This window comes from Planomonospora alba (genome assembly GCF_039534085.1).
Classification (GTDB): domain Bacteria; phylum Actinomycetota; class Actinomycetes; order Streptosporangiales; family Streptosporangiaceae; genus Planomonospora_B; species Planomonospora_B alba.
Map to the genome: position 1 here is coordinate 25,071 of NZ_BAAAUT010000044.1, position 20,606 is coordinate 45,676.

At 74.5% G+C, this 20,606-nt stretch carries 18 protein-coding genes and 2 pseudogenes; 14 read left to right on the forward strand and 6 right to left on the reverse strand.

The window, feature by feature from the left end:
- Positions 1-46 precede the first annotated feature (46 nt).
- Positions 47-1,246, reverse strand: coding sequence for an AMP-binding protein (locus tag ABD823_RS24395; protein ID WP_344863481.1), 1,200 nt, complete (start codon positions 1,244-1,246; stop codon positions 47-49).
- A gap of 181 nt (positions 1,247-1,427) precedes the next feature.
- On the opposite strand from ABD823_RS24395, the gene ABD823_RS24400 reads away from it, so the two are divergent.
- Together ABD823_RS24400 and menD are read left to right on the forward strand one after the other, a co-directional pair.
- A complete protein-coding gene (locus tag ABD823_RS24400) occupies positions 1,428-2,420 on the forward strand; it encodes an o-succinylbenzoate synthase (RefSeq protein ID WP_344863414.1) in 993 nt (330 codons plus the stop codon).
- Positions 2,417-4,078, forward strand: a complete 1,662-nt coding sequence (gene menD, locus ABD823_RS24405) for a 2-succinyl-5-enolpyruvyl-6-hydroxy-3-cyclohexene-1-carboxylic-acid synthase (RefSeq protein WP_344863416.1) — start codon at positions 2,417-2,419, stop codon at positions 4,076-4,078. Before ABD823_RS24400 ends, menD begins: the two co-directional genes overlap by 4 nt.
- A 15-nt stretch (positions 4,079-4,093) precedes the next feature.
- On the opposite strand, the gene ABD823_RS24410 is transcribed toward menD, so the two are convergent.
- Positions 4,094-5,056 (reverse strand): GlxA family transcriptional regulator, encoded by a 963-nt coding sequence (locus tag ABD823_RS24410; RefSeq protein WP_344863418.1) that lies wholly within the window; start codon positions 5,054-5,056, stop codon positions 4,094-4,096.
- A gap of 98 nt (positions 5,057-5,154) precedes the next feature.
- Here ABD823_RS24410 and ABD823_RS24415 point away from each other — a divergent pair, with 98 nt between their 5' ends.
- Together ABD823_RS24415 and ABD823_RS24420 are read left to right on the forward strand one after the other, a co-directional pair.
- A complete protein-coding gene (locus ABD823_RS24415) occupies positions 5,155-5,715 on the forward strand; it encodes a hypothetical protein (protein WP_344863420.1) in 561 nt (186 codons plus the stop codon).
- A gap of 224 nt (positions 5,716-5,939) precedes the next feature.
- A complete protein-coding gene (locus tag ABD823_RS24420) occupies positions 5,940-6,932 on the forward strand; it encodes a hypothetical protein (protein ID WP_344863422.1) in 993 nt (330 codons plus the stop codon).
- Between the two features lie 32 nt (positions 6,933-6,964).
- Here the strand turns inward: ABD823_RS24420 and ABD823_RS24425 are convergent, their stop codons facing one another.
- Entirely contained in the window at positions 6,965-8,290 is a 1,326-nt protein-coding gene (locus ABD823_RS24425) for a phytase (protein ID WP_344863423.1), read from the reverse strand.
- A gap of 158 nt (positions 8,291-8,448) precedes the next feature.
- A complete protein-coding gene (locus ABD823_RS24430) occupies positions 8,449-9,180 on the reverse strand; it encodes a PIG-L deacetylase family protein (protein ID WP_344863425.1) in 732 nt (243 codons plus the stop codon).
- A 26-nt stretch (positions 9,181-9,206) separates the two neighbouring features.
- Between ABD823_RS24430 and ABD823_RS24435 the strand changes: the two genes are divergently transcribed.
- The 3 genes from ABD823_RS24435 to ABD823_RS24445 all read left to right on the forward strand — a co-directional run bounded on the left by ABD823_RS24435 (position 9,207) and on the right by ABD823_RS24445 (position 11,283).
- Entirely contained in the window at positions 9,207-9,683 is a 477-nt protein-coding gene (locus ABD823_RS24435; protein ID WP_344863427.1) for a hypothetical protein, read from the forward strand.
- Complete coding sequence (locus ABD823_RS24440; protein WP_344863429.1) at positions 9,676-10,323, forward strand: YigZ family protein; 648 nt, start codon at positions 9,676-9,678, stop codon at positions 10,321-10,323. Before ABD823_RS24435 ends, ABD823_RS24440 begins: the two co-directional genes overlap by 8 nt.
- 321 nt (positions 10,324-10,644) lie before the next feature.
- The gene (locus ABD823_RS24445) at positions 10,645-11,283 is read left to right on the forward strand and encodes a DedA family protein (protein ID WP_344863431.1); all 639 of its coding nucleotides are present in this window, start codon (positions 10,645-10,647) and stop codon (positions 11,281-11,283) included.
- Positions 11,284-11,350: 67 nt separating this feature from the next.
- On the opposite strand, the gene ABD823_RS24450 is transcribed toward ABD823_RS24445, so the two are convergent.
- Positions 11,351-12,580: an isochorismate synthase gene (locus ABD823_RS24450; RefSeq protein WP_425566653.1), complete on the reverse strand. Its 1,230-nt coding sequence runs from the start codon at positions 12,578-12,580 to the stop codon at positions 11,351-11,353.
- A 167-nt stretch (positions 12,581-12,747) separates the two neighbouring features.
- Between ABD823_RS24450 and ABD823_RS24455 the strand changes: the two genes are divergently transcribed.
- Positions 12,748-13,623 (forward strand): GDSL-type esterase/lipase family protein, encoded by an 876-nt coding sequence (locus tag ABD823_RS24455; protein WP_344863435.1) that lies wholly within the window; start codon positions 12,748-12,750, stop codon positions 13,621-13,623.
- Between the two features lie 84 nt (positions 13,624-13,707).
- Here the strand turns inward: ABD823_RS24455 and ABD823_RS24460 are convergent, their stop codons facing one another.
- Positions 13,708-14,508, reverse strand: coding sequence for an alpha/beta fold hydrolase (locus ABD823_RS24460; protein WP_344863437.1), 801 nt, complete (start codon positions 14,506-14,508; stop codon positions 13,708-13,710).
- Between the two features lie 84 nt (positions 14,509-14,592).
- On the opposite strand from ABD823_RS24460, the gene ABD823_RS24465 reads away from it, so the two are divergent.
- From ABD823_RS24465 to ABD823_RS24490, 6 genes and pseudogenes are all read left to right on the forward strand, one after another.
- Positions 14,593-15,579 carry a helix-turn-helix transcriptional regulator gene (locus tag ABD823_RS24465; RefSeq protein WP_344863439.1) on the forward strand — a complete coding sequence of 329 codons (987 nt, stop codon included), beginning with the start codon at positions 14,593-14,595 and terminating at the stop codon, positions 15,577-15,579.
- Positions 15,580-15,760: 181 nt separating this feature from the next.
- Positions 15,761-16,057 carry a DUF4158 domain-containing protein gene (locus ABD823_RS24470; protein ID WP_344863441.1) on the forward strand — a complete coding sequence of 99 codons (297 nt, stop codon included), beginning with the start codon at positions 15,761-15,763 and terminating at the stop codon, positions 16,055-16,057.
- Positions 15,972-16,211: pseudogene (locus tag ABD823_RS34700) on the forward strand (DUF4158 domain-containing protein); the annotation flags it as partial. The gene ABD823_RS24470 and the pseudogene ABD823_RS34700, both read left to right, overlap by 86 nt.
- A gap of 91 nt (positions 16,212-16,302) precedes the next feature.
- Complete coding sequence (locus tag ABD823_RS24480) at positions 16,303-17,469, forward strand: hypothetical protein (protein WP_344863445.1); 1,167 nt, start codon at positions 16,303-16,305, stop codon at positions 17,467-17,469.
- Positions 17,470-17,513: 44 nt separating this feature from the next.
- Positions 17,514-17,897: a DUF4158 domain-containing protein gene (locus ABD823_RS24485; RefSeq protein ID WP_344863447.1), complete on the forward strand. Its 384-nt coding sequence runs from the start codon at positions 17,514-17,516 to the stop codon at positions 17,895-17,897.
- A pseudogene (locus ABD823_RS24490) lies at positions 17,809-20,597 on the forward strand (Tn3 family transposase). Before ABD823_RS24485 ends, ABD823_RS24490 begins: the two are co-directional and overlap by 89 nt.
- Positions 20,598-20,606: the final 9 nt, after the last annotated feature.

Genomic DNA, 20,606 nt, shown 5'->3' on the forward strand with positions numbered 1-20,606 from the left:
GCTCGTCCTTCCTGCCGGTGTCGTCTCTTCGACGTGCGGGACGCCTTCACGGTTCCCGCCGGCGGCCGTGGCGGAGCGCGGCGAGGTCCGGCTTGCCGTTCGGCAGGAGCGGCAGTTCGGGCAGGACGACCAGTTCGGCGGGGGCGGCGTAGGCGGGCAGCCGCTCCTTGACGAAGGCGCGCAATTCGGCCAGGGACGGGGGAGCGGGGGAGGCCACGACGGCGACCACCCGCTCGCCCCACTCGGGGTCCGGGCGGCCGACCACCGCCGCGTCGGTCACCGCGGGGTGCTCGGCCACGACGGAGGCCACCGCTGCCGCGACGACCTTCTCGCCGCCGGTGTTGATCACGTCGTCGGCCCGGCCCAGCACGCGCAGCCGGCCGCCGTCCAGCTCGCCCAGGTCGGAGGTGACGAACCAGCCGCCGTCGCGGGCGGCGGCGGTGAGGTCGGGCCGGAGCCGGTATCCGGAGAACAGCACGGGACCGCCGAGGCGGATCCGGCCGTCGTCGCCGATCAGCAGATCTACATTGTCAAGGGGGCGGCCGTCGTAGACGCAGCCGCCGCAGGTCTCGCTCATGCCGTACGTGGTGACGACCCGGGCGCCGGCGGCCCGGGCCTCGGCGAGCAGGCCGGGGGGAGCCGCGGCCCCGCCCAGCAGGATGGTCCGGAACACCGACAGGTCCGCCGAGACGGCGAGCAGGCGGCGGAGCTGGGTCGGCACCAGCGAGACGTGCTCGGCCCCCGAGCCGAGCACCGCCCGCGGGTCGAAGCCGCCGTGGACGACCGGCTCAGTCCCGCCCAGCAGGGACCTGACCAGCACCTGCAGGCCGGAGACGTGCGAGGGCGGCAGGCAGCACAGCCAGCGCTCGCCGGGCCCGGCTCCCAGCCGGGCCAGGGAGGCCGAGGCCGAGGCGCGCAGGGCGGCGGCCGACAGCTGCACCCCCTTGGGGGCGCCGGTCGTGCCGCTGGTGGCGATCACCACGGCCACCTCGGGGGGCACGGGCTCGCCGTCCGGGCAGGGGCGTCCGTCGAGGCGGGTGGGCCGCAGGGCCGCGAGCGCCGCACGCAGCGCGGGGGCGGGCAGGCCCGGGGCCAGGGGCAGGAGCGCGGGGCCGTCGCCGTCGAGCGCCGCGGCGACCGCGCGGAACAGCTCGGGCCCCGGCGGCAGCGTCACGGCGTGCAGCTCCCGGCCGGACCGCCCGGGGGCGGAGCCGGCGGGCGGCTCCACGTGCACGGCCCCGTCCATCACGGTCGTAAGGTTAATGCCGACACGCCGGACGAGGACCAACGGGCCGGCACGGCGGAAGGGACAAGGCGATCGTGACGGTCGACTGCAGGCGGTCGGGGGGCGAGGGGGCCCGCGAGGGCCGCGGCGCGCCGGAGGAGAGGCGCGCGTCCGCCGTCGCCGCCTCCCCGCGCCGGCCGTGATGGGCGCGATCCCGGGGTCCGGCGTGCGGTCCGGTCGCGCGCGGCGGGAGGCGGGGGAGCGGTCCGGCGGGGCGCCGCGGGTCTTCCGGATCCCGATGCGGACCCGCTTCCGCGGGCAGACCGTCCGCGAGGGCGTGCTGCTGCACGGCCCCGCCGGGTGGGGGGAGTTCTCGCCCTTCCCCGAGTACGGCCCGGCCGAGTGCGCCCGCTGGCGGGCCTGCGCGGAGGAGGCCGCCTTCACCGGCTGGCCCGCGCCGCTGCGCGATCGGGTCCCGGTCAACGCCATCGTGCCCGCCGTCGGCCCCGAGCAGGCGCACGCGATGGTACGGCGGGCCCGCTGCGGCACCGTCAAGGTGAAGGTCGCCGAGCAGGGCCAGGCGTTCGCCGACGACCTGGCCAGGGTCGAGGCCGTACGCGACGCCCTCGGCCCGGCCGGCAGGATCCGGGTGGACGCCAACGGAGCCTGGGACGTCGGCACCGCGGCGGCCCGGATCGCCGAGCTGGACCGCCGCTTCGGCCTGGAGTACGCCGAGCAGCCGTGCGCCACCCTGGACGAGCTGGCCCGCGTGCGCAGGCGGGTCGAGGTGCCGGTCGCGGCCGACGAGTCGATCCGCCGCGCCGAGGACCCGCTGAAGGTCAGGGCGGCCGAGGCGGCCGACATCGCGGTGGTCAAGGTGCAGCCGCTCGGCGGCGTCGCGGCCGCGCTGCGCGTGGTCGAGGCCTGCGGGCTGCCCGCCGTGGTGTCCAGCGCGGTGGAGACCTCCGTCGGACTGGCCGCCGGGGTGGCGCTCGCCGCCGCGCTGCCCGAGCTGCCCTACGCCTGCGGCCTGGGCACCGCAGCCCTGCTGGAGGGGGACGTGGTGGCCGACCCGCTCGTCCCGGTCGACGGGATGCTGGCGGTGCGCCGCCCCGGGGTGGACGAGGCCGCCCTGGCGCGTTACGAGATCGAGTCACCCGGCTGGGTGCGGCGCCTTGAGGAGGCGGTGCAGTGAACCCCGCGACCGCGCTCGCGACCGTCCTGGTCGACGAGCTGGTGCGCTGCGGCCTGACGGACGTGGTGATCGCGCCAGGTTCGCGTTCGACCCCGCTCGCCCTGGCCGCGCACGCCGACAGCCGGATCCGGCTGCACGTGCGCATCGACGAGCGCTCGGCGTCCTTCCTCGCGCTGGGCCTGGCCCGGCGCGGCGAGCGCCCGGTCGCCCTGGTCTGCACCTCCGGCACCGCGACCGCCAACTTCCATCCGGCGGTCATGGAGGCGCACGAGTCCGGGGTGCCGCTGCTGGTGCTGACCGCCGACCGCCCGCCCGAGCTGCGCGACACCGGAGCGAGCCAGACGACGGACCAGCTCAAGCTGTACGGCACGGCGGTGCGCTGGTTCGCCGAGGTGGGCGTCCCCGAGGAGCGGCCCGGTCAGATCGCCTACTGGCGCTCCCTGGCCTGCCGCGCCTACCAGCGCGCGCTGGGGCCGTACGACCCCGGTCCGGTCCACCTGAACCTGGCCTTCCGCGAGCCGCTGGTCCCCGACGGCGACGCCTCCTGGTGCGAGCCGCTCGACGGCGGCACGGCCGGGCCGTGGGTCCGCGCGCGGGTCGCGCCCCCGGCGGCCGCGCTGCACCTGCCGCCGACCCGCAGGGGCGTGCTGGTGGTCGGCGACGGCGCCGTCGGCACCCGCAGGTACGTCGCGGCGGCCGGCATGGCAGGGTGGCCGGTGCTGTCGGAGCCGCACGGCGGCGCCCGCTACGGCGACAACGCGATGTCGGCCTACCACCACCTGCTGTCCACCGCGGAGTTCGCCGAGGCGCACCGCCCCGACGTGGTGGTCACCCTGGGCCGGCCCAGCCTGTCCAAGCCGCTGCTCGCCTGGTTGCGGCACGTCCCCGAGCACATCGTGGTCGCCCCCGACCTGACCCGCTGGCCCGACCCGACCCGCTCGGCGACCCAGGTGGCGCAGGCGGTGGAGATCCCGGTCGCGGCCGGGGACGACGGCTGGCTGGCCTCGTGGCGGCGCGCCGACGCGGCGGCACGGGCCGCGGTCGACGAGGTCCTGGACGGCTCGGGGCTCAGCGAGCCGCGCCTGGCGCGCGACCTGGCGGACCTGATGCCCAGCGGGTCGCTGCTGCTGGTCGGCTCGTCCATGCCGATCCGCGACCTGGACCAGGCGATGCGGCCGCGGCGGGGGTTGAGGATCATGGCCAACCGGGGCGTCGCCGGGATCGACGGGGTGGTGTCGACCGCGATGGGCGCGGCGCTGGCCCACAACGGCCCGGCGTTCGCGCTGATGGGCGACCTGACCTTCCTGCACGACCAGAACGGGCTGGTCCTCGGCCCGCTGGAGCCCCGGCCGGACCTGTGCCTGGTCGTGGTCAACAACGACGGGGGCGGGATCTTCTCGATGCTGCCCCAGGCCGCCTTCCGCGACCCGTTCGAGCGTCTCTTCGGCACCGCGCACGGGGTGGACCTGGCCTACCTGGCCGCGGCGACCGGCACGCCGTACACGTCGGTGAGCGAGCCGGAGCAGCTGGACAAGGCGCTGCGCGGCAGCGGCGTGCGGATCGTGGAGGTGCGCACGGACCGGGCGGCCAACGCGGCGCTGCACGCCGCGGTGCGGGAGGCGGCGGGCGCGGCGGTCCGCGCGGCCCTGGCCGGCTGACCGGCCCGGGGGCGGTCAGCCGGAGGACTGCGCCGCCCGGTAGCGCGACGGGGAGATCCCGTAGCGGGCGACGAACGCCTGGCGCAGGGTCTCGGCCGACCCGAAGCCGCAGCGGGCGGCCACGCCCGCCACGGGCAGGGACGTGGAGGCCAGCAGGTGCGCGGCGGCCTCGGTGCGGGCCCGCCGGACGAACCGGCCCGGCGTGAGGCCGAGCCGCCTGAGGAACAGCCGGGTCAGATGCCGCTCGCTCACGCCCGCGCCGGCCGCCAGCGCGGACGTGCTCAGGTCGGCGGCGAGGTTGCCGGTGATGTGCTCGACCACCCGCCTGACCAGGCCGTCCGCGGGCGGCGGCGCGGCGGTGAACATGCTCATCTGCGCCTGGTTGCCGGGGCGCTGCAGGTAGGTCACCAGGTGGCGGGCGACCTTCCGCGCCAGCTCGGCGTCGTTGTCCTCCTCGACGAAGGCGAGGGTGAGGTCGAGGGCGCTGGTGACGCCCGCCGCCGTGGCGATGTTCCCGTCCCGGATGAAGATCGGGCCGGGGTCGACGGCGATCTCCGGGTGGCGGGCGGCGAAGTGGCGGGCCCACCGCCAGTGGGTGGTGGCGCGCCGCCCGTCGAGCAGGCCGGCGGCGGCCAGGATGCTCGCCCCGGTGCACACCGACGCGACGCGGCGGCTCTCCCGGGCCAGGCGGCGGACGTGGGCGACGATCAGCCGGTCGGCGGCCGCGTCCAGGTGCCCGATCCCGCCGGCCACGACGAGGGTGTCGAGCGGACCGGTGACGCGCTCCAGGGCCTGCTGGGCCTGCAGGACCATGCCGTCTCCGCAGGTGACGGGGTTGCCGCCGGGGGTGGCCAGGGACACCTGGTACGGCGGCGCGGCGCCGTGGACGTTGGCGCCGATCAGGGTGCTGGTCACGCAGGCGATGTCGAGGAGCTCCGCCGCGTGGTAGGCGACGACGGTGACGCGCCGTTCGGTCATGGGGCGACTGTATGTCGGAAAGACAGGGATCCCAAGTTTCCGGACCTGAACCGATGTACCCCTGGGGGGTTCCTTCGCCGGACCCGCAGACTCGTGCCATGACGACGAAGACCTCGCAGAAGATCACGCCGGAGACGCCGGCGGAGGCCCCGGCGGTGGAGGCCGGCACTCCCGCCGCCCCCGCGGCCGGCTCCGGCCCCGCGGCCGGCTCCGGCCCCGCGCCCCGCCGCGCGCACGGCGGGCACACGACCCGCACGGCGCCTCCGGCGTCGCCCGCCCGCAGGTGGGGCCGGTTCGCCCTGCACTACGTGGAGATGGTCATCGCCATGTTCGCGGGGATGGCCCTGCTCGGGATGCTCCTGGACGCCGCGGGGCTGGGCCTGTCCCACCGGGAGGACCCCGAGCCCGCCTACCTGGTGATGGCGCTGAACATGTCCGTCGGCATGGCCGTCTGGATGCGCTACCGGGGCCACGGCTGGGCGAGCACGCTGGAGATGTGCGCCGCCATGTTCGTGCCCGTCGTGCCGCTCTTCCCGCTGCTGTGGGCGGGCGTCATCGACTCCGGCGGCCTGATGGCGGCCGCGCACGTGGCGATGTTCCCGCTCATGCTGGCCGCCATGCTCCGGCGCCGCGAGGAGTATCTCGGCTGCGCCGGCTGAGGCCCGCCGCGGGGGCGGCAGGCGGGGCGGGGCACGCCCCCGCCCCCGCCCCCGGCCTCGCCGCCCCGCGGTCCGCGGCGCCGTGGTGCCACGGCGCCGCCGCACGGCCGCGGTCCGGTCCCCGCCGCCCCTCGCCGCCGGCCGGGTGAGGCGAGACCCGCACCACCGGCTCTCCGGCGTGACAAACTGATCGCCGTCAGTGACGGACGAGAGGGAGTCGCCGGATGCGCGATCACGACGACCAGGCCGCGGACCCGCCCGCCGGCCGGCCCTCGGCGCCCGCCGGCGCCGGTGGCGGTCTCCCCGGGACCGATCCCGGGTACGGCCGGCCGTACCGGGCCGGCCGCCCGCCGTACCGCCGGCGCGCGGCGGGGGACGGGGGCGGCCGGGAGGACGACACCCCGGTCACCTGCGATCCCCTGGTCGGCCCGGCCGGCCGGGCCGAGCGGGAACGCCGCCCCGGCGGACACGCGGACGGGGACGGTCATGCGCACGGCGGCGGGCGGGCGCCCAGGTCCGTCCCGGTCTGGTACGGTCCGCCGCCCCGCATCCGCATCCGCGACCGCCGGCCCTACCCCTACGCCCTGGCCGGTGCGGTGCTCGCCACCGCCGCACTGGTCGTCGTGGCGACCGCTGACTTCGGCGCCTCGGGCGGCGGGACCGCCCCCGCGAGCCCGGTCCCGGTCCCCCGGCCCGGCGGGACGGCCGCGGTGCCCGGTGCCGCCCCCGGCCCCCCGGCGGCGGTCCCGGACCGGCCGGGCCCGGAGGCGTCCCCCGCGCCGCGGGCCCGCGCCCACCCGGGCGAGGACCGGTCGCCGGACGCGGGGGAGCGCGGCGCGGGCGGCGCCGGGAACGCGGACGGAGGCGGGAACGCGGACGGAGGCGGCGTCGAGGGGCGCAGGCTGGACGGCGGCGTCTGGCGGGTGCCGTCACCGCTCCGGGTCGGACCGGTCCGGCCCCGCCCGGGGACCGGCCGCCCCGCGGCGGGGGGCGGCGGGCACGGCCGCGGGACCGCCGGCGGACCCCGCCCCGGGGCGGACCGGCCCGCAGGGGGGCAGGGCCCCCACGCGACCGGCCCCGCCCACCGCCCCCGGCCGCAGGGGTCGGGACCGGCGCCCGGGCCGGGCCCGCGCTGGCTGTACGACGACGATCCGTGCGCCCGCTACCAGCCGTTCCAGCGGCCCTTCTGCAACTCCCTGCTGGACACCGGCCGCTGACCTCCCGCGGCGGCCGGGCGGCGGAGGAGAGGTCAGCCGCGGGGGTGCCAGCCGCGGGTGTCGACGGCCAGGCGGAGCGGGCGGGCGACGTCCTCCCAGGCGACGAACTTGAAGTTCGTGTTCTCCCGCTCGCCGTCGGCCGGGGTGTTCACGCCGTCGTGGACGACCAGGAGGCCCCTGCCGTACCGCCCGCCGAGCGGCACGTTCAGCACCGCCGCGCCGTCGCTGTGCTCGGCCCCGTCGATGCCGCGGCCCGCCCCGACGCGGAAGCGGCCGAGGTGGCCGCCCGCGCCCTCGAGCCGGTAGACGGAGAAGGTGCCGTCGCCCTGGCTGGAGGCCAGCAGGTAGCCCCGCCCGCCCGAGCGGTGGTAGATGGTCAGCCCCTCGGCGTCGGCCGTCAGGTGCTCGCCGCCGAAGCCGGGGTCCTCACCGTAGGCGCACTCCTCGGTCTGCGGGTCGTAGGCGCCCGGCACGCCGTACCCGCGCACCTTGTCCATCAGCACCGGAGTGCCGGTCAGGTCGGCGCGGATCCGCCAGATGCCCACCGTCTCCTGGGCGGCGTAGAGCACGTCCCGCCCGGCGTCGACGACCATGCCCTCCACCTGCGGCTTCTCGCCCGGCTCCAGGCACGGGCTCCAGACGGCGCCGCCGGGCAGGGTGAAGGAGGCCGGCAGGTCGATCCGGCGGACTTCCTCGTAGCCGACCCTCCCGCCGGTGACGGCCTTCAGGCGCAGCAGCGCGACGGTGGTCGTGTGCCGCCGGCTGACCAGCACGTAGACGCCGGTCGCGTCCTGCCAGGCGGCCAGGCCGTAGGCGGTCTCGGCGTCGTTGACCCCCTGCTGGGTGTCGTTGAAGACGAACGGCGCGGCCGGGTCGGTCACGTCGGTCAGCGGAGCCCGGCCCGCCGCGGCCCGGGCGGCGTCGACGGCGTAGAAGCGGATGTGGTCGCGGCCCCGGTCGGAGACCACGACCAGGTCCCGGCCGCCGAAGCCGTAGACGACGTCGGCGTTGTTGAACCGGCCGGGCTCGTCGCCGCGCCCGGGGGCGGCCGGGGCGGGCACGTGCTGGATCCGGTCGCCCTTCAGGTCGTGGACGTGCAGGCCGCCCTCCTTGGCGGTGGCGACCACCAGGCTCCGGGCCGGGACGGTGGGGTGCACCCAGATCGCCGGGTCGTCGCCGTTGGCGTTGCCGCCCGCCTCGTCGTCGAAGAGGGCGGGGGTCTCGGCCGCGGGCCGTACGGCGGGCGGGCCGGAGCCGGGGGCGGGCTGTGCGGCCTGTGCGGCCGGCACGGGGACGATGGCCAGGCAGGAGGCCAGGACGGCCAGGGCGGTGAGGGAGAGCCGGGACAGGGGACGCATGGCGCCTCCGGGAGGGGTTCGGGTCGGTCGGCGCCCGATCCTGGTGACCGCAGGTGAACGGCGGGTCAACGACCGGGCAACGCGCTGCTCTGGCGCCGTGGCAGGACGGTGAATCCCGCGCTCCCGGCGCTCTCCCGCCGGGGACGCGCGGTCGCGGGTCAGCGGGTGAACAGCTCGAAGCTCACGGCGGGCCGGCCGCCGAAGCGGGCGGCGGCCCCGGAGACGACCTCCTCGACGAAGGCGCGGCAGTACTCCTCCGGATCCCGGTCCGTCAGGGCCTCGATGTAGGCGCGGTGCTCCAGCAGGGAGCGGACGGCGGTCTCCAGGTGCCCGTCCACCCCGACGGCGTGGGTGGGGGAGGGGGAGCCGCTGACGGCGACCCAGCGCACGCCGTTCCAGGGGGCCGGGCCGTCCCAGGACCGGTCGGGGAAGATCCAGCGGTTGCCCGCGTCGGCGGCGGCGTCCAGCACCGCCCGGCCCACGGCCCGGTGGTCGGGGGTGTTCCAGGAAGTCCCGCCCCAGGTATCGTGGTGATTGATGGTGATCAGCAGTTCCGGCCGGTGACGGCGGATCGCCCTGGCGATGTCCCGCCGCAGGGCGGTGCCGTACTCGATCACCCCGTCGCGGTGGCCGAGGAACTCGACCGAGGTCACCCCGACCACCGCGGCGCTGGCGCGCTGCTCGCGCTCGCGCACGGAAGCGGCCCTGACCGGGTCCAGGGTGTCGATGCCGGCCTCGCCCCTGGTGGCCAGCACATAAAAGATCTCACGGCCCTCGCCGGTCCAGCGGGCGATCGCGGCGGCGGTGCCGTACTCCAGATCGTCGGGGTGGGCGACGACCGCCAGCGCCCGGGTCCAGTCGGTCGGCATCGCTTCGAGCTGTTCGGGCACCGGGACCTCCGATATCGATCTACGCGGTGAAGGCGTCGGCCGTGGCCGGCCGTCCGCACGCGAACGGATCATCCGATCCTGGCAGATCCGCCCGGTGGCGGAAAGGAGCGGGACCGGCGCCGGGGGAGCAGCAGGAGTTCCTCCAGTTCGTCTATCTGGTCACGGACTGGCGGGAATGGCAGGTCGATCCAGGGAAGGCGAGGGAGGAGCGGATCCGCGACTGGATCGTCTACAAGCTGCTCGTGGCCGGCGCGGAAGAGGAGAGAAGGGGGAACGCCTGGCCGGCGGCGCCCGGGAAGGGCCTCGCGCCGTCGTCGCCGGACTGGCATCCGAGCGGTGATCCGGACGAGGCCGTGCGCGGAATCCTCGAGTCCCCGGGGCGCGGGTGCCCGCGTCCCGGGAGAACCCAGCGCCGGGAGAGCCCCGCAGGCCCCGGTTCCGGGGGCGCGGCGTCCGGCCAGGTCGCCACGCTCTTGATCTATGTTGTAAAGCGGGATGCGTGAATACACTGACCGGGTGGCCGAGCCGTACCTGACACCGGAAGAACCCGTCGAGCACGAGATCGAGATCAAGCGGTCCCGGTTCGTCTGCGCCGTCGCCCCCGTCACCTCGGAGCGCGAGGCGCGGGCCTTCGTCGCCGCGCGCAAGGAGCTGCACCCCGACGCCACGCACAACTGCTCGGCCTACGTGATCGGCGACCGGCGGCTGCAGAAGGCCGACGACGACGGCGAGCCCGGCGGCACGGCGGGCACCCCCATGCTGGAGACGCTGCTGCGCCGGGGGCTGGGCGACGTGGCGACGGTGGTCACGCGCTACTTCGGCGGCGTCAAGCTGGGCGCGGGCGGGCTGGTCCGCGCCTACGGCGGGGCGGTCGGCAAGACCCTGGACGTGGCCCGGACCGTGGAGATGGTGCCGGCCAGGGTCATGACGGTGACCGTGGACCACGTCCGCGCCGGGCGGCTGGAGAACGACCTGCGGGTCTCGCCGTACGAGGTGCGCGGGGCGGCCTACGGGGCGCGGGTGGAGCTGCGGGTGGCGGTGCGCGAGTCGGAGCTGGCGCTCTTCCCCGACTGGGTGGCCACGCTGACGGCCGGACAGGCGGAGATCGAGCCGGGGGAGAGGGTCTACCTCCGCAAGGCGTGACGGTGATCTCCGGCTCGGGAAACTATGAGATAGGTCACATTCTCCGACGGTGCCGGCCTCCGCCGCGCGGGCCGGGGCACCGCCGCGGGGACGGGCGGAACCGGCCGCGGCCGCCGGGGGTCCGCCGCACTGGCGCCCGGAGTGCCGCTCTGACGTGCGAGGACGTCGAGAAGCAAGGCCCCCTGTGAGTGGAGCACCGGCGGCCGGAGATCACGTGGCGTCCGCTTGGGGTTTTCCGCACCCTCGGACTGCGGTCGAGTCCATCCGAGGAGGGCGGTGTGCCTCATGCATGGCATATCCCGGGTTCCCTAGCCTTGTCCCATGAGTTCAACGACTGTCGACGGAGTCGCCGGGTGGGCGATCGGCCTTATGGAGACCCTGGGAGCGCCCGGGGCCGGGATCGCGATCGCGCTCGAGAACCTGTTCCCGCCCCTGCCGAGTGAGGTGATCCTGCCGCTGGCGGGCTTCACCGCGAGCCGGGGGAACATGACCCTGTTCGACGCCGTGCTCTGGACCACCCTGGGGTCGGTGATCGGCGCGCTGGCGCTGTACGCGATCGGCGCGCTGCTCGGCCGGGAGCGGGTGGTCCTCATCGCCTCCAAGCTGCCGCTGATCAACGTCGCCGACATCGAGAAGACCGAGGCCTGGTTCGCCAGGCACGGCAAGAAGACGGTCTTCTTCGGGCGGATGATCCCCATCTTCCGCAGCCTCATCTCGATCCCGGCCGGGGTCGAGCGCATGCCGATCTCGATCTTCACCCTGCTCACCCTGATGGGCAGCCTCATCTGGAACACGGCCTTCGTGATGGCGGGCTACGCGCTCGGCGAGAACTACCACCTCGTCGAGGACTACATGGGCATCGTCTCCAAGGCCGTCCTGGGCGTCGTGCTGCTCGCGATCGTGATCTTCATCGTGGTCCGGCTGAAGGACCGGCGCAAGGGCAAGCACCACGCCCGCTGACCGCCGCGGCCGCCGCGCGGACGAGGCCCCGGCCGCGCGGCGCCCGCGGCCGGGCTCACCGGGGCGGTCAGCCCTCCAGGGCGTAGCGCATGGCACGGAACTTCGCGCGGGTCTCGGCCAGCTCGGCGGCCGGGTCGGAGTCGCCCATGATGCCGCCGCCGGCGAACAGCCGGGCCCGGGAGCCCTCGATCCGGGCGCAGCGCAGCGCGATGCCCCACTCGCCGTCGCCGCGGGCGTCCACCCAGCCGACCGGCCCGGCGTATCCGGCGCGGTCCATGCCCTCGAGCTCGCGGATGACCCGCAGGGCGGCCGGGGTGGGGGTGCCGCCGACGGCCGCGGTGGGGTGCATGGCGGCCACCACGTCCAGGACCGAGAGCCCGTCCGCCAGGCGGCCGGTCACCGGGCTGGCCAGGTGCTGGACGTTGGGGAGCACGAGCAGCTCGGGCTGGGAGGGGACGTCCAGTTCGGCGCAGAGCGGGGTGAGGGTCCGTCGGACGGAGTCGACCGCGCAGGCGTGCTCGTGGCGGTCCTTGGCGGAGGCGAACAGGGCCGTGCCGCGCGCGACGTCGTCGGCCGGATCGGCGCCGCGCGGGGTGGTCCCGGCCAGGACGAGGGACTCGACGGTCTGGCCGGTGCGGCGGACCAGCAGCTCGGGGGTGGCGCCGACCAGGCCGGCGCAGGAGAAGGTGTAGCACTCCGGGAAGCGCGCCGACAGGCGGGACAGCAGCAGCCGGACGTCGATGGGGTGCTCGGCGACGGCGGTCAGGTCGCGGGCGAGCACGACCTTCTCCAGCGCGCCGGAGCGGATCCGCCGTACGGCCTGCGCCACGGCCTGCTCCCACTGGGAGGCGGTCAGGCTGCCGTCGCCGTACCGGATCGCGCCGGGGGAGCGGAGCGGGGCGGCCTCGCCGAGGGCGCCCTCGCCGACGGTGGTCAGCCAGGCCCGGCCGCCGCGGCGGGCGAGGATCGTGCGGGGGACGACGAGGGACGAGCCGGGGGAGTCGGCGTCGAAGGTGAAGGAGCCGAAGGCGACGGGGCCGGAGCCGGGGGCGTGCACCTCGTCGTCGATGTGGGCGGCGGCGAAGACGGCGGCCAGCCGCTCGCGGGCCCGCTCGAAGCGCCGAGGGCCGGGCGGCACGTCCACCCGGACGGCCTCGCCCCAGGCCACCAGGCCCTCCCCGCGCCTGATCCAGGCGTAGGGGGCGGCGGCGGGGAGCCGGGTGAGCAGGTCGCCCGGGTCGGCGACGGGTGTGGTTCTCACGACGAGAGGACGGGTCAGTCCGGGCGCGACTCTCACCCCTGACACTCTAGGCGGAAACTGAACGCGTTCGACGGCGACCCCGGCGCGGAGGGCACGCCCCCGGCGCTCCGTCAAGGGAACCAAAGGAGTCGGTCGACTTCCGGCGCCGCGGCGACCTGCGGTGATACATCCGTAGCAGGAGCGATCACGCGGCCGGAGGTGTCATGGCCCGCAGGACTGTGATGGTGTTCACAGCGGTGTCGGCGGCGTCGGCGCTGCTGGCGGCAGGATGGACGGCGCCGGAGCCGGCGGCCGCCGCGGTGTGGCGGCCGGCGGTCATGGCGGCCCTGGGCGACTCGATCAGCGCCGGGTTCAACGCCTGCGGCTGGTACGTCTCGTGCACCTCGCGCTCGTGGTCGGCGGGGGACCACGAGCAGGTGCGCAGCCACTACCTGCGGCTGCTGGCGCGGGACGGCGCGGTCGAGGGGCACAACGTCAACCTCGCCGTCCCCGGGGCGACCAGCGCCGACCTGGCCGGGCAGGTGGCCAGGGCCGTCGCGCGGCGGGCCGACTACGTGACGGTCCTGGTCGGCGCCCAGGACGCGTGCGTGGCGGAGGAGCGCAAGATGACGCCGGTGGCGGTCTACCGGGAGCGGGTGGCCGCGGCGCTGCGGAAGCTGAAGGAGGGCAGGCCCGGAGCCCGGGTGTTCGTGGCCGGCATCCCCGACGTCAAGCGGCTGTGGCGGGTGGGCAAGGGCAACGCGGCGGCCCGTGCCGTCTGGGCGGTCGGCCGGATCTGCCCGGTGATGCTGGCGCGGCCGCTGTCCACCGCCCCGGCCGACCGGGCGCGCCGCGACCGGGTGCGGGCGCGGGTGGCGGCCTACAACCGGGCGCTGGCCGAGGTGTGCGCGGCGTACGGCCCGTCCTGCCGGTCCGACGGCGGCGCGGTGTTCGGTTACCGCTTCACCTTGGAGCAGGTCAGCGGGTGGGACTTCTTCCACCCCAACGCCGCGGGGCAGCGGCAGCTGGCCCGGCTGACCTCCGCGGCGGCCCGGGAGTGGTTCGCCGAGCCGGCCGGGGAGCCCGCCGCCCGGCGGTGAGGGGGCGCGTGCGGCCGGGTGTCCCCGCTCCCCGGCCGCACTATTCGATCTACATTGTAAAGTCGTCGGGACGGATCAGAATCCTCAAGACCGTCCCGCCAGAGCACCGAGGAGATCGGCGAGGTCGGCGGGCCTGGAGAACATGGGCCAGTGGCCGGTGGGCAGCTCCGCGAAGCTCCACTCCGGCCCGGCCAGCGCCGCGAAGAACGGGTGCCCGGCGGCGATCATCGCGTGGACCTGCTCCAGCGGGAACGAGCAGGCCACCAGCGTCTTGGGCAGGTGGTCGGCCGCGCCGGTGAGCCGCAGCGGCTGCGTCATGGTCCGGTACGGCTGCGCGGTGGCGCGGGCGGCGAAGAGCGCGCGCTCGGCCTCGCCCAGGCCCTCCGTGCTGGCGCCGGCCTTCTCCTGCTCCTCCCAGGAGAGCGGCGGGTAGGCGGTGCCGCCGCCCCGCTCGGCGACGCGCCGCTCGATGAAGGCGTTCCACTCGGGCTCGTTCATGTCCAGCTGGGTCATGCCGTCGGCGAGCGGGCCGCTGTCGACGTATACCACCCGGGCGATGCGCCCGGGGACGCGGTCGGCGGCGCCGGTGACGGGCGCGCCGGCGCCGCTGTGGGCGACGAGGATCACGTCGTGCAGGTCGGCCCGGACGATGGTGTCGACGATGTCCTGGATGTGGGTCTCCAGGTCGGTCTCCGGGGTGGCCGGGTGGGCGCGGTCGCCGAGGCCGGTGAGGGTGACGGGGTGGACGTGGTGGCCGGCGGCGCGCAGGCGGGCGGTGACCTTCTCCCAGGCCCAGGCGCCGAGCCAGAAGCCGGGCACGAGGACGTAGGTGCCCGTGCCGGCCGGGGTCGCGGTGCCGTACTGGGAGGCGGTGGTCTCGTTCATGGTCGTCATCCGTTCTCTCGTCGTCTGGTCTCACCGTAGGATCGAATCCGGGCAGTTCCGGTCCTGATTTCCGAGGAGTTTTCGATGACGGCCGCCCGGGTTCTGGCGCTGCTGGAGTTGCTGCAGGCGGCGCCCGGTCTGACCGGCCGGGAGCTGGCGGCCCGGCTGGAGGTGGACGAGCGCACCGTGCGCCGCTACGCGGTGAGGCTGACCGGGCTCGGGGTGCCGGTGGAGGCCGAGCGGGGCCGTCACGGCGGCTACCGGCTGCTGCCCGGCTACCGGTTGCCGCCGCTGATGCTCACCGACGACGAGGCCACGGCGGTGGTGCTGGGGCTGCTGGCCGGGCGGCGGACCGGGCTGGCGGTGGGGGAGACGGCGACCGAGAGCGCGCTGGCGAAGATCAACCGGGTGCTGCCGCGGGCCCTGCGCGAGAGGGTCGAAGCGGTCTGGCAGACCCTGGAGCACACCCGCGACCCGGTCCCGGCGCCGGCGCCGAAGGCGGGGCCGCTGCTCGCGCTGGCCGACGCCGCCCGGCGGGGGCGCACGGTACGGCTGGCCTACCGGTCCTGGCGGGGGGAGCCGTCGGAGCGGGACCTGGACCCCTACGGCATCGTCTTCCACTCCGGGCGGTGGTACGTCGCCGGGTACGACCACCGCAGCGGCGAGGTGCGCACCTTCCGGGTGGACCGGGTGGCGGGTGCCGCGCGCACCGAGCGGGCCTTCGAGGTCCCGGAGGGGTTCGACGCGGCGGGGCACGTGGTGCGGTCGCTGTCGGCGGTGCCGTACCGGCACGAGGTGCGGGTGCTGCTGGAGACGACGGTGGAGCAGGCGCGGGCGCGGATCCCGGCGTCGTTCGCGGTGCTGGCCGAGGCGCCTGAGGGGGTGCTGCTGACGGCCCGGGTCGAGCGACTGGACGGGATGGCGCAGCTGCTGGCCGGGGTGGGGTGGCCGTTCACCGTGCTGGCGCCGGAGGCGCTGCGTGAGGAGGTCGGCGCGCTGGCGGCGCGGCTGCTGGCGTGGGCGGCGCCCCCGGAGTCCCAGAAACCGCCGCAGTCCCCGTATTCCCCGTAGTCGTGGGCGGGTCTCGGGGGTTGAGCAGCAATGGAACGGCCAGTGGCGTTAGCGAGCCCTCAGGGCGCGGCTTACCGCCACTCGTCGTTCCGATCCAGGTGGAACGTCGAATAGGCGGGGATCTCGTAACGGTTTGATCGCTGTGGGTGGTCTGTCCGTCGGTTGGCCCTACTTTGCGGGCATGCCGGTGGAGTTCTTGGCCGATGATGAGGCTGCCGCGTACGGGCGGTTCGCGGGGCCTCCGCCGCGGGCGGATCTGGAGCGGGTGTTCTTCCTCGACGACGAGGATCGGACGCTGGTCGGACGGCGGCGCGGCGAGCACATGAGGCTCGGGTTCGCGCTCCAGCTGGTGACGGTGCGGTGGCTGGGGACGTTCCTGGAGGATCCGCTGGATGCCGGGTGCGGTGCTGGAGTTCGTGGCCGAGCAGCTGGAGATCGAGGACCCCTCGCAGGTGAAGCGGTACACCGAGCGGCGTGAGACGCCGTTCGATCATCAGCGGGACATCCGGCGGGCGTACGGGTGGAGGGACTTCACCGACGTGGAGGAGGAGTTCGCGGCGTGGGTGGCGGCCCGGTCGTGGACGTCGGGTGACGGCCCGAAAGCGATCTTCACCGATGGGGTGGGGTGGCTGCGGGAGCGCAAGGTGCTGCTGCCGGGCGTGACGACGTTGGCGCGGCTGGTTGCGCGGGTGCGGGATGAGGCGACCATGCGGCTGTGGGGGGATGCTGGAGGGGCTGCTGACGGCCGGCCAGCGCTACGTCCTGGACCAGTTGCTGGAGGTTCCTGCCGGGGCGCGGGTGTCGGATCTGGGGCGGTGGCGCAAGGGGGTGACGCCACGGGCGTCCGGTCCGACGATCATCAAGGTCCTCGACCAGGTGGCGGAGATCGGGAACCTGGGGCTCGCGAACCTGGGGGCCGAAGCCCTGGTGCCGCCGCGCCGGTTGGGGGAGCTGGCCAAGTACGGGATGCGCGCGGATGCCTCGGCGCTGCGCCGGCATCCGGACGGCCGCAGGCTGGCGACGCTGCTGGCCATGGTCCGGCATCTGGAGGGCAAGTCGGTCGACGACACCCTGGAGCTGCTCGATCTGCTGATGGCGACCGAGCTGGTGAACAAGGCGCAGAACGCCTCCGACAAGGAGAAGGTCCGCAAGCACCCCAAGCTTGCCAAGGCCTCCGCGCGGCTGGCGGTCGCGGTGCAGGCATTGTTCGCCTCCGACGGTTGGGGCGGCCCGGAGGAGGAGGTCCGCGTGGCGGAGGTGTGGGAGGCGATCGAGGCGGTCGTCTCTCGCGCCGATCTGCGTGCGGCGCTGGTGGTGGTGAACGACAGTGTGCTGCCGGCGGACGCCGCCGATCCCGATGACTGGCGGGCCGAGCTGGTCGGCCGCTACACCACGGTGTCGGGGTTGTTGAAGGTGCTGCCCGGGGTGATCGTCTTCGGCGCGAACGCCGAGGGTACGCCGGTGCTGGAGGCGATGAAGGCGCTGCCGGGTGTGCTCGCCTATCGCAGTCGCCTGCCCGCTCCGCTGATCCCGGGCCGCCTCATCGACGCCGGCGTGGTGAACGGCCCGTGGAAGCGCCTGGTGTTCGGCCATCCAGTGCGCGCCGGCGCTTCGGTGAGCCGGCACGCCTACGCTTTGTGCGTGCTGGAGCGGTTCTGGCGGGCCCTCAAGCGCCGCGAGATCTACGCCGAGGCCTCTACCCGGTGGCGCAACCCGCAGGCCGAGTTGCTGGAAGGCGCCCAGTGGGAGGCGGTCCGGACTGAGGCGCTGACCGCGCTCAGCCTCCCCTCCGACCCCGACCGCCTGCTGGCCGAGCACGCCCGCACCCTGGACGCCGCCCTGGGGGTCGCCGTAGTACTCGGGAAAATTCGGGCGGATATGCGGCGGTAGGCTCCTGAGCCGGGGATCTTCGGGCTCTGGCAGGAGGTTGCTGGGTGGTCGCTCCGGTGTTCACGGAAGAGGAGCTGGAGGGCCTGCGGAGGTTCCCGGAGATCGGCCGGGAGGAGCTGTTCCGGTTCTTCACGTTGACCCCGGCGGACGTGGCGTTCATCGATCCCGGCCGTGGTCGGGGGCTGGCGGACCGGCTGGGGCTTGCTGTCGCGTTGTGCACGCTGCCGTGGTTGGGGTTCGTGCCGGACGACGTGGCGTCAGCGCCACGGGCAGCGGTGGCACGGCTGGCCGAACAGCTCGGCGTCGATCCGGACGTGATCCCGTTCCTACGGGCGTCGCGTGAAGACCCGTACGGACCATCTGCGGCTGGTCGCGAAGTACCTGAGATGGCGGCCGGCGGGCTCGCCGGAGCTGAAGGAGCTGGATGAGTTCCTGCTGGCGCGGGCGATGGAGCACGACTCGCCGACGCTGCTGTTCCGGCTGGCGGGTGAGTACCTGATCTCGGCGAAAGTGCTCCGGCCGGGGCCGGTGACTGTGGTGAAGCGGGTTGCGCACGCCCGCGAGGTTGCACGGCAGGAGACGTTCGACCGGCTGGCACACGAGTTCACCGACGAGCGCCGCGTCGGGCTGGGCGGGCTGCTGGTGACCGATCCGGCGATCGGGATGACCCGGCTGCGGTGGCTGGGCAAGGGTCCGGTGGAGGCCTCGCCCGCCGAGGTGAAGGCCGAGATCGCGAAGCTGGAGTTCCTGCGCGGGATGGACGCGCACGCTCTGGATCTGTCGGTGCTGCCGGCGGAGCGGCGGCGGTTTCTGGCGATGGTGGGCCGCCGGTTGACGGCGCAGGCGTTGCAGCGGCGTGAGTCGGAGCGGCGGTATCCGATCCTGCTGACGTTGGTGGCGCAGTCGGCGACCGAGGTGCTGGATGAGGTCGTGCAGTTGTTCGATCAGGCAGTGTCGGCGCGGGAGAGCAAGGCGGCGCACCGGATGCGGGACGCGCTGGCCGAGCGTGCCAAGTCCGGGGAGGACCGGCAGGCGCTGTTGGACGCGATCTTGGCCATCGTCGCCGACCCGACGGTGCCGGACGAGGAGGTCGGCGGGCTGATCCGCGGTGAGCGGATCGGGTGGGAACGGCTGCGCTCGGCGCAGTCGGGCGCTCTGCCTCCATTGCCGCGTGATCATGGACACCTGGCCGCGCTGAAGGGCTCGTACGGGTATCTGCGGCAGTTCACGCCACAGGTGCTGGAGGCGGTGCCCTTCGCTGGCGGCACCGCTGCGGTCCACCTGTTGACGGCGGTGGAGATCCTGCGGGAGTTGAACGCCACCAGCGCCCGCAAGGTCCCGGCGGACGCGCCGACAACCTTCGTGCCGGCCCGCTGGCGCGGCTATCTGAAGACTGCGGCCACCAGGGGCAACACCAGCGCTTATCGGCACTATTGGGAGCTGTGCGTGCTGCTCGCGCTGCGAGACGCCCTGCGGGCGGGAGATGTGTGGGTGCCGGGTTCGCGCCGTTATGCCGATCCGGCCGCATACCTGCTGACCCCGGCCAAATGGGCGGATCAGAGGGTGGAGTTCTGCCGGCTGGTCGGCAAGCCCGCCGACGCCACCACGGGTCTGGCCCAGGTGGCCGACGAGCTGCACACGGCGCTGGGCGAGCTGGAGCAGACCCTGACCGCCGGTGACGGCCCGGTCCGCTTGGACGAGGCAGGCGATCTGGTGATCTCCCCGCTGTCGGCGGAGGACATCCCCGCCGAGGCGGTGGCGTTGAAGGCCGAGCTGACCGAGATGCTGCCGTTCGCGCCGATCGTGTCGCTGTTGATCGAGATGGACAAGCGCACCGGCTTCCTGGACTGCTTCACCGACGCCGGCGGCAAGCAGGCCCGCACCCCGGAGTTGAAGCGGAACCTGATCGCTGTGCTGATCGCGTATTCCACCAACCTCGGGCTGACCCGCATTGCGGACGCCTGCGGGATCTCCTACGACGTCCTGGCCTGGACGCCGAGTGGTATTTGCGGGAGGAGACGCTGCGCGCGGCGAACCTGGCGCTGATCGGCTACCACCAGAAGCTGCCGCTGACGGCGGTCTTCGGCTCCGGCACCTTGTCCTCCTCTGATGGCCAGCGGTTCCCCACTCGCGGCAAGTCCGTCACCGCCAAGGCGTTGAGCAGGTATTTCGCGCACGAAGGGCTGTCGACGTACACGCACGTGACCGACCAGCACACCACCTACGGCACGAAGATCATCGTGGCGACCAAGCGCGAGGCGCACTACGTGCTGGACGAGATCCTCGGCAACGCCACCGACATCCCGATCACCGAGCACGCCACCGACACGCATGGCGTGACGCTGGTCAACTTCGGCCTGTTCGACCTGCTCGGGCTGCAACTGTCCCCACGCATCCGGGACCTGGGCAAGATCACCCTCTACCGGACCGGCCTGAAATCGCAGGTCGAGATGGCGTTCCCGCTCGCGGGGCCGCTGCTGACCCGCCGAGCCAACCTCGATCTGATCGCAGCGCACTGGGACGACCTGCTCCGCCTTGCCGGGTCGCTCAAGTTCGGGCACGCCACCGCCTCACTACTGGTCGGCAAGCTCTCAGCCTCCAGCCGGCAGAACGCCCTCGCCGCAGCACTGAAGGAGTACGGGGCGCTCCGACGCACCATCTACGCCGCCCGGTACCTGTCCGATCCGGCGTACCGGCGGAAGATCTCCCGGCAGCTCAACAAGGGTGGGTCGCTGCACGCGCTCAAGCGGGACCTGCTGTATGCCCACGAAGGAACGATCCGCGCCCGCCACCTGGAGAGCAGACCGAATAAGCCTGGTGCCTCACGCTGGTCACCAACGCCGTGGTCACCTGGACGACCGAGTACTACGGTCTGGCGGTGGAATCGATGCGCCACGCTGGGCGCCGCATCGACGACGAGGCGCTCGCCCACATCTCCCCAGCCCACAGCGAGAACATCAACTTCTTCGGCTCCATCGACGTTGACATCGAAGGGGAACTCGCCCAGCTCGGCCCCACCGGGTACCGGTCCCTGCGCGTGCGCGACACCCTGTTCTGACGCTTGGCCGCGACGGGGGAGCTTCCCGCAGGGCGATCGGGGAAAGGGGCTCCCGCCGACGCGCAGATAGTGGGAGTTG